Origin of the sequence: Bacillus sp. 7705b, assembly GCF_002289525.1 — a bacterium.
GTDB classification, from domain to species: domain Bacteria; phylum Bacillota; class Bacilli; order Bacillales; family Bacillaceae; genus Bacillus; species Bacillus halotolerans.
In genome coordinates this window covers 1-8,204 of sequence record NZ_NSDH01000065.1, presented here as the reverse complement: position 1 = coordinate 8,204, position 8,204 = coordinate 1, and the positions used below count along the sequence as shown (strand labels likewise).

The 8,204-nt window shown below is 44.3% G+C and carries 4 protein-coding genes and 1 pseudogene; all 5 read left to right on the top strand.

Translation table 11 applies throughout. The features are described from left to right. Positions 1–3,390 (top strand): DNA-directed RNA polymerase subunit beta (gene rpoB / locus CJU60_RS20515; protein WP_095714791.1); only part of this gene is annotated, 3,390 nt, incomplete at its 5' end. 61 nt (positions 3,391–3,451) lie between these two features. After that, positions 3,452–7,051, top strand: a complete 3,600-nt coding sequence (gene rpoC, locus CJU60_RS20510) for a DNA-directed RNA polymerase subunit beta' (protein ID WP_044153421.1) — start codon at positions 3,452–3,454, stop codon at positions 7,049–7,051. 179 nt (positions 7,052–7,230) lie between these two features. Next, on the top strand, positions 7,231–7,479 hold the full coding sequence (locus tag CJU60_RS20505) for a 50S ribosomal protein L7ae-like protein (RefSeq protein ID WP_044153419.1): 249 nt from the start codon (positions 7,231–7,233) through the stop codon (positions 7,477–7,479). Between the two features lie 114 nt (positions 7,480–7,593). Then, entirely contained in the window at positions 7,594–8,010 is a 417-nt protein-coding gene (gene rpsL, locus CJU60_RS20500) for a 30S ribosomal protein S12 (RefSeq protein ID WP_003156445.1), read from the top strand. 41 nt (positions 8,011–8,051) lie between these two features. Then, positions 8,052–8,204 (top strand): annotated as a pseudogene (locus CJU60_RS20495) (30S ribosomal protein S7); the annotation flags it as partial.

The window sequence follows — 8,204 nt, the reverse complement described above, 5'->3', positions numbered from 1 at the left end:
GAGTTCATTGATTACAGTTTAGGGGAGCCTAAATATCCTGTAGAGGAATCAAAAGAACGTGATGTGACTTACTCAGCTCCGCTAAGAGTGAAGGTTCGTTTAATTAACAAAGAAACTGGAGAGGTAAAAGACCAAGATGTCTTCATGGGTGATTTCCCTATTATGACAGATACAGGTACTTTTATCATAAACGGTGCGGAACGCGTTATCGTTTCCCAGCTTGTTCGGTCTCCAAGTGTATATTTCAGTGGTAAAGTAGACAAAAACGGTAAAAAAGGTTTTACCGCAACTGTCATTCCAAACCGTGGCGCATGGTTAGAATACGAAACTGATGCGAAAGATGTTGTTTATGTACGCATTGATCGCACACGTAAGTTGCCGGTTACGGTTCTTTTGCGTGCTCTCGGCTTCGGCTCCGATCAAGAGATTCTTGATCTTGTAGGAGAAAACGAATACCTGCGAAATACGCTTGATAAAGATAACACAGAAAACAGCGATAAAGCGCTGCTCGAAATCTACGAGCGCCTCCGTCCTGGAGAGCCGCCTACAGTGGAAAATGCGAAAAGCTTGCTTGATTCTCGTTTCTTTGATCCGAAACGATACGATCTTGCCAATGTAGGACGCTATAAAATTAATAAAAAGCTTCATATTAAAAATCGCCTCTTTAATCAGAGACTTGCTGAAACGCTTGTTGATCCTGAAACAGGAGAAATCCTGGCTGAAAAAGGTCAGATTCTTGATAGGAGAACTCTTGATAAAGTACTGCCATACTTAGAAAACGGAATCGGTTTCAGAAAGCTGTATCCGAACGGCGGTGTTGTTGAGGACGAAGTAACGCTTCAATCCATTAAGATCTTTGCTCCTACTGATCAAGAAGGAGAACAGGTTATTAATGTCATCGGCAATGCTTACGTTGAAGAAGAGATTAAAAACATTACACCTGCTGATATTATTTCTTCTATCAGCTACTTCTTCAACTTGCTGCACGGAGTAGGCGACACAGATGATATTGACCATCTTGGAAACCGCCGTTTACGTTCTGTAGGTGAACTTCTCCAGAACCAATTCCGTATCGGTTTAAGCCGTATGGAGCGTGTGGTTCGTGAGAGAATGTCAATTCAAGATACGAATACAATTACACCTCAGCAGCTGATCAATATTCGTCCTGTTATTGCGTCCATTAAAGAGTTCTTTGGAAGCTCTCAGCTTTCTCAATTCATGGACCAGACGAACCCGCTTGCTGAATTAACGCATAAGCGCCGTCTGTCGGCTCTTGGACCGGGCGGATTGACACGTGAGCGTGCCGGAATGGAAGTGCGTGACGTTCACTACTCCCACTATGGCCGTATGTGTCCGATTGAAACGCCAGAGGGACCGAACATCGGTTTGATCAACTCACTATCATCATATGCAAAAGTAAACCGTTTTGGCTTTATTGAAACGCCATATCGCCGCGTTGATCCTGAAACAGGAAAAGTGACGCCAAGAATCGATTACTTAACTGCTGATGAAGAAGATAACTACGTTGTCGCTCAGGCAAATGCACGACTCGATGACGAAGGTGCGTTTGTGGATGACAGCATTGTAGCCCGTTTCCGCGGAGAGAACACCGTTGTTCCTAGAAACCGTGTTGATTACATGGATGTATCGCCTAAGCAGGTAGTATCTGCTGCGACAGCATGTATCCCGTTCTTAGAAAACGATGACTCGAACCGTGCCCTAATGGGAGCGAACATGCAGCGTCAGGCTGTGCCTTTGATGCAGCCGGAAGCGCCATTTGTAGGAACTGGTATGGAATACGTATCAGGTAAAGACTCTGGTGCCGCTGTGATTTGTAAACACCCTGGTATCGTTGAACGTGTAGAAGCGAAAAACGTTTGGGTTCGCCGCTATGAAGAAGTAGACGGTCAAAAAGTAAAAGGCAACCTGGATAAATACAGCTTGCTGAAATTTGTCCGCTCTAACCAAGGTACTTGCTACAACCAGCGTCCGATCGTAAGTGTCGGCGATGAAGTGGTAAAAGGAGAAATCCTTGCTGACGGTCCTTCTATGGAGCTTGGTGAACTTGCACTTGGCCGTAACGTAATGGTCGGCTTCATGACATGGGATGGCTACAACTATGAGGATGCCATCATCATGAGTGAACGTCTTGTGAAAGATGATGTTTATACATCTATTCACATTGAAGAATATGAATCAGAAGCACGTGATACTAAACTCGGGCCTGAAGAAATCACTCGCGATATTCCGAACGTCGGTGAAGATGCGCTTCGCAATCTTGATGACCGCGGAATTATCCGTATCGGGGCAGAAGTAAAAGACGGAGATCTTCTCGTTGGTAAAGTAACGCCTAAGGGTGTAACAGAACTTACTGCAGAAGAACGCCTTCTTCACGCCATCTTTGGTGAAAAAGCCCGCGAGGTTCGTGATACTTCTCTTCGTGTGCCTCACGGCGGCGGCGGAATTATTCACGATGTTAAAGTCTTCAACCGTGAGGACGGAGACGAACTTCCTCCAGGTGTAAACCAGTTAGTACGCGTATATATCGTTCAGAAACGTAAAATTTCTGAAGGGGATAAAATGGCCGGTCGTCACGGTAACAAAGGTGTTATTTCTAAGATTCTTCCTGAAGAGGATATGCCTTATCTTCCTGACGGCACACCAATTGATATCATGCTTAACCCGCTGGGCGTACCATCACGTATGAACATCGGGCAGGTATTAGAGCTTCACATGGGTATGGCCGCTCGTTACCTCGGCATCCACATCGCGTCACCGGTATTTGACGGAGCGCGTGAAGAGGATGTTTGGGAAACACTTGAAGAAGCCGGAATGTCTCGTGACGCTAAAACCGTTCTTTACGACGGACGTACTGGAGAGCCGTTTGATAACCGTGTATCTGTCGGTATCATGTACATGATTAAACTGGCTCACATGGTTGACGATAAACTTCATGCACGCTCTACAGGTCCTTACTCACTTGTTACGCAGCAGCCTCTTGGCGGTAAAGCTCAATTTGGCGGACAGCGTTTTGGTGAGATGGAGGTTTGGGCACTTGAAGCTTACGGTGCAGCTTACACTCTTCAAGAGATTCTGACTGTTAAGTCTGATGACGTGGTTGGACGTGTGAAAACATACGAAGCCATCGTTAAAGGCGACAACGTTCCTGAACCTGGTGTTCCGGAATCATTCAAAGTATTAATTAAAGAACTTCAAAGTTTAGGTATGGATGTGAAAATCCTTTCTAGCGATGAAGAAGAAATAGAAATGAGAGATTTAGAAGACGAAGAAGATGCAAAACAAGCTGACGGCCTGGCGTTATCAGGTGATGAAGAGCCGGAAGAAACAGCATCTGCAGACGTTGAACGCGATGTAGTAACAAAAGAATAATCTCTAGTTATAAAGGCAAGTGACATCGGTTAATCCGAAGATAAAAAGGGAGGTAGGCCCCTTGCTAGATGTGAACAATTTTGAGTATATGAACATCGGTCTTGCTTCACCGGATAAAATCCGTTCATGGTCTTTTGGTGAAGTGAAAAAGCCTGAAACGATAAACTATCGTACGTTAAAACCTGAAAAGGACGGTCTATTCTGCGAACGCATTTTCGGACCGACTAAGGACTGGGAATGTCATTGCGGGAAGTACAAGCGAGTTCGTTATAAAGGCGTAGTTTGTGACCGCTGCGGAGTTGAAGTAACACGGGCTAAAGTCCGTCGTGAGAGAATGGGGCACATTGAACTGGCTGCCCCAGTTTCCCACATTTGGTATTTCAAAGGTATCCCAAGCCGTATGGGTCTAGTGTTAGATATGTCGCCTCGTGCACTGGAAGAAGTTATTTACTTTGCTTCTTACGTTGTAACTGATCCGGCAAACACACCGCTTGAAAAGAAACAGCTTCTATCAGAAAAGGAATACCGTGCGTATCTTGATAAGTACGGTAATAAGTTCCAAGCATCTATGGGTGCGGAAGCGATTCATAAACTTCTTCAAGATATCGATCTTGTAAAAGAAGTTGATATGTTAAAAGAAGAGCTGAAAACATCTCAAGGACAGCGTCGTACTCGTGCGATCAAACGCCTTGAAGTTTTGGAAGCCTTCCGTAACTCAGGAAACAAGCCTTCTTGGATGATCCTTGATGTGCTTCCTGTTATTCCTCCTGAGCTCAGACCGATGGTTCAGCTTGATGGCGGACGTTTTGCGACTTCTGATTTGAACGACCTTTATCGTCGTGTCATCAACCGTAACAATCGTTTGAAACGCCTTTTAGACCTTGGTGCGCCTAGCATTATCGTTCAAAACGAAAAGCGTATGCTTCAAGAGGCTGTCGATGCTTTAATTGACAACGGCCGTCGCGGACGCCCTGTAACAGGTCCTGGTAACAGACCATTAAAATCTCTTTCTCACATGCTGAAAGGGAAGCAAGGCCGTTTCCGTCAAAACCTTCTTGGTAAACGTGTCGATTACTCCGGACGTTCTGTAATCGTCGTTGGTCCTCATCTGAAAATGTACCAATGCGGATTACCGAAGGAAATGGCGCTCGAACTTTTCAAACCTTTCGTTATGAAAGAGCTTGTTGAAAAGGGTCTTGCTCACAACATTAAGAGTGCGAAACGTAAAATTGAGCGCGTACAGCCTGAAGTATGGGATGTACTAGAATCAGTTATCAAGGAGCACCCGGTCCTTCTGAACCGTGCCCCTACGCTTCACAGATTAGGTATCCAAGCGTTTGAACCGACACTTGTTGAAGGACGCGCAATCCGTCTTCACCCGCTCGTATGTACAGCTTATAACGCTGACTTTGACGGTGACCAAATGGCGGTTCACGTACCATTATCTGCAGAAGCTCAAGCTGAAGCACGCATCTTGATGCTTGCCGCTCAAAACATCTTGAACCCTAAAGATGGTAAACCAGTTGTAACACCGTCTCAGGATATGGTACTGGGTAACTATTACCTGACTCTGGAGCGTGCTGGTGCTGTTGGTGAAGGTATGGTCTTCAAGAATACGGATGAAGCGCTTCTTGCTTATCAAAACGGATATGTTCACCTTCATACGAGAGTGGCTGTTGCAGCGAACTCCCTTAAGAACGTGACATTTACCGAAGAACAGCGCTCAAAATTGTTAATTACAACTGTCGGTAAATTGGTCTTCAATGAAATTCTTCCAGAATCATTCCCTTACATGAATGAACCAACGAAGAGCAACATTGAAGAGAAAACACCAGACCGTTTCTTCTTAGAAAAAGGTGCCGATGTAAAAGCTGCCATCGCACAGCAGCCAATCAATGCACCGTTTAAAAAAGGTATTCTGGGTAAAATCATCGCGGAAATCTTTAAACGATTCCACATTACGGAAACGTCTAAAATGCTTGACCGCATGAAAAACCTAGGTTTCAGATATTCAACAAAAGCTGGTATTACAGTTGGGGTTTCTGATATCGTCGTTCTCGATGATAAACAAGAAATTCTTGAAGAAGCACAAGGCAAAGTTGATAACGTTATGAAGCAGTTCCGCCGCGGTCTGATCACTGAAGAAGAACGCTATGAGAGAGTTATCTCTATCTGGAGTTCTGCAAAAGACGTTATCCAAGGCAAACTGATGAAATCACTTGATGAGCTCAACCCGATCTACATGATGAGTGACTCTGGTGCCCGTGGTAACGCGTCTAACTTTACTCAGCTTGCCGGAATGCGCGGTCTGATGGCCAACCCGGCTGGACGTATCATTGAGTTACCGATCAAATCTAGTTTCCGTGAAGGTCTGACAGTATTGGAGTACTTTATCTCCACTCACGGTGCACGTAAAGGTCTTGCCGATACCGCCCTTAAAACTGCTGACTCAGGTTACCTTACACGCCGTCTTGTTGACGTTGCACAGGATGTTATCATCCGTGAAACTGATTGCGGAACTGACCGAGGCATCCTTGCTCAACCGCTTAGAGAAGGCACTGAAATCATTGAGCGCTTAGAAGAACGCTTAATCGGCCGTTTTGCAAGAAAACAAGTGAAACACCCTGAAACAGGTGAAGTGCTTGTAAACGAAAACGAACTGATCGATGAAGACAAAGCGATTGAAATCGTTGAAGCCGGCATTGAAGAAGTGTGGATCCGTTCTGCCTTCACATGTAATACGCCTCATGGTGTATGTAAACGATGCTATGGCCGAAACCTTGCGACTGGTACCGATGTAGAAGTCGGAGAAGCAGTTGGAATCATCGCTGCCCAATCAATCGGTGAGCCTGGTACACAGTTAACAATGCGTACATTCCATACAGGCGGGGTTGCAGGAGACGATATCACACAGGGTCTTCCGCGTATCCAAGAGCTTTTCGAAGCGCGTAATCCAAAAGGTCAGGCAACAATTACCGAAATCGACGGTACAGTCGTTGAAATCAATGAAGTTCGCGACAAACAGCAGGAAATTGTGGTTCAAGGCGCAGTTGAAACACGCTCTTATACGGCACCATATAACTCCCGCTTAAAAGTAGCGGAAGGAGATAAAATTACTCGAGGCCAAGTGCTGACAGAAGGTTCAATCGATCCGAAAGAACTTCTTAAAGTGACTGACCTGACTACTGTTCAAGAGTATCTTCTTCATGAGGTTCAAAAGGTTTACCGTATGCAGGGTGTTGAAATCGGCGATAAACACGTAGAAGTAATGGTTCGCCAAATGCTTCGCAAAGTACGTGTGATTGATGCTGGTGAGACTGATGTGCTTCCTGGCTCATTACTTGATATTCACCAATTTACTGAAGCGAACAAAAAGGTATTGCTGGAAGGCAAACGTCCTGCTACAGGCCGTCCTGTCTTACTCGGTATTACCAAAGCTTCTCTTGAAACTGATTCATTCTTATCTGCTGCTTCCTTCCAGGAAACAACACGTGTCCTTACAGACGCAGCGATCAAAGGTAAGCGTGACGAACTTCTCGGCTTGAAAGAGAATGTTATCATCGGTAAGCTTGTTCCGGCTGGTACTGGAATGATGAAATACCGAAAAGTAAAACCTGTTTCAAATGTTCAGCCGACTGAGGACATGGTTCCGGTTGAATAACTGATATCATGCTGCTGAGAGACTGCAAAACAGTCTTTCAGCAGTCATATTTAAATAAAAAAATCACTCTATGAGAAGATAGAAACTAAAAAATGTCATACCTTGTTGACATTCGTCTCCTAGAATGATAATATAACCAAGGTGCTCGAAATAAACCTGTTACTTTGGAGGATATGTTTATGTCTTATGATAAAGTATCACAGGCCAAATCAATTATTATTGGTACGAAGCAAACAGTGAAAGCTCTAAAACGAGGTTCAGTAAAGGAAGTAGTCGTTGCAAAAGACGCGGATCCTATTCTTACGTCAAGTGTGATAACACTTGCGAAAGATAATGGGATTACTGTCTCAATGGTTGAATCCATGAAAAAGCTCGGCAAAGCCTGCGGAATTGAAGTAGGAGCAGCAGCTGTTGCCATTATGTTATAACGTACTTTTTGTTTTTGCGTGAGATTTATTCTCGTGTAAAGACATTGTTTTTTGCCTATTGATGAACCACCTGGGTATGTGGGTTATAAAACGTAATGAAGGGAGGAACAAAACATGCCTACAATTAATCAGCTAATTCGCAAAGGACGCGTGAGTAAAGTAGAAAACTCAAAGTCTCCTGCACTAAACAAAGGATACAACAGCTTTAAAAAAGAGCACACTAATGTATCTTCTCCACAAAAACGCGGGGTATGTACTCGTGTTGGTACAATGACACCGAAAAAACCGAACTCAGCACTTCGTAAATATGCTCGTGTTCGTTTGACTAACGGAATTGAGGTTACTGCTTACATTCCTGGTATCGGTCACAACCTGCAAGAGCACAGTGTTGTACTTATCCGCGGCGGACGTGTAAAAGACTTACCAGGGGTACGTTACCACATCGTTCGTGGTGCGCTTGACACTGCTGGAGTTGAAAACCGTGCGCAAGGCCGTTCTAAATACGGTACTAAACGTCCTAAAGCAAAATAATAAACGTATAAACGTATAATTGATGAAGGGAGGATATTCAGATGCCACGTAAAGGTCCTGTAGCAAAAAGAGACGTTTTACCTGATCCGATTTACAACTCTAAGCTTGTATCTCGTCTAATCAACAAAATGATGATCGACGGTAAAAAAGGTAAGTCTCAAACAATCCTATACAAGTCATTCGATATCATTAAA

Excerpts from the sequence above, each read along its gene's own strand:
- rpsL (WP_003156445.1), top strand. The coding sequence starts at position 7,594 with ATGCCTACAATTAATCAGCTAATTCGCAAAGGACGCGTGAGTAAAGTA.
- CJU60_RS20505 (WP_044153419.1), top strand. The coding sequence starts at position 7,231 with ATGTCTTATGATAAAGTATCACAGGCCAAATCAATTATTATTGGTACG.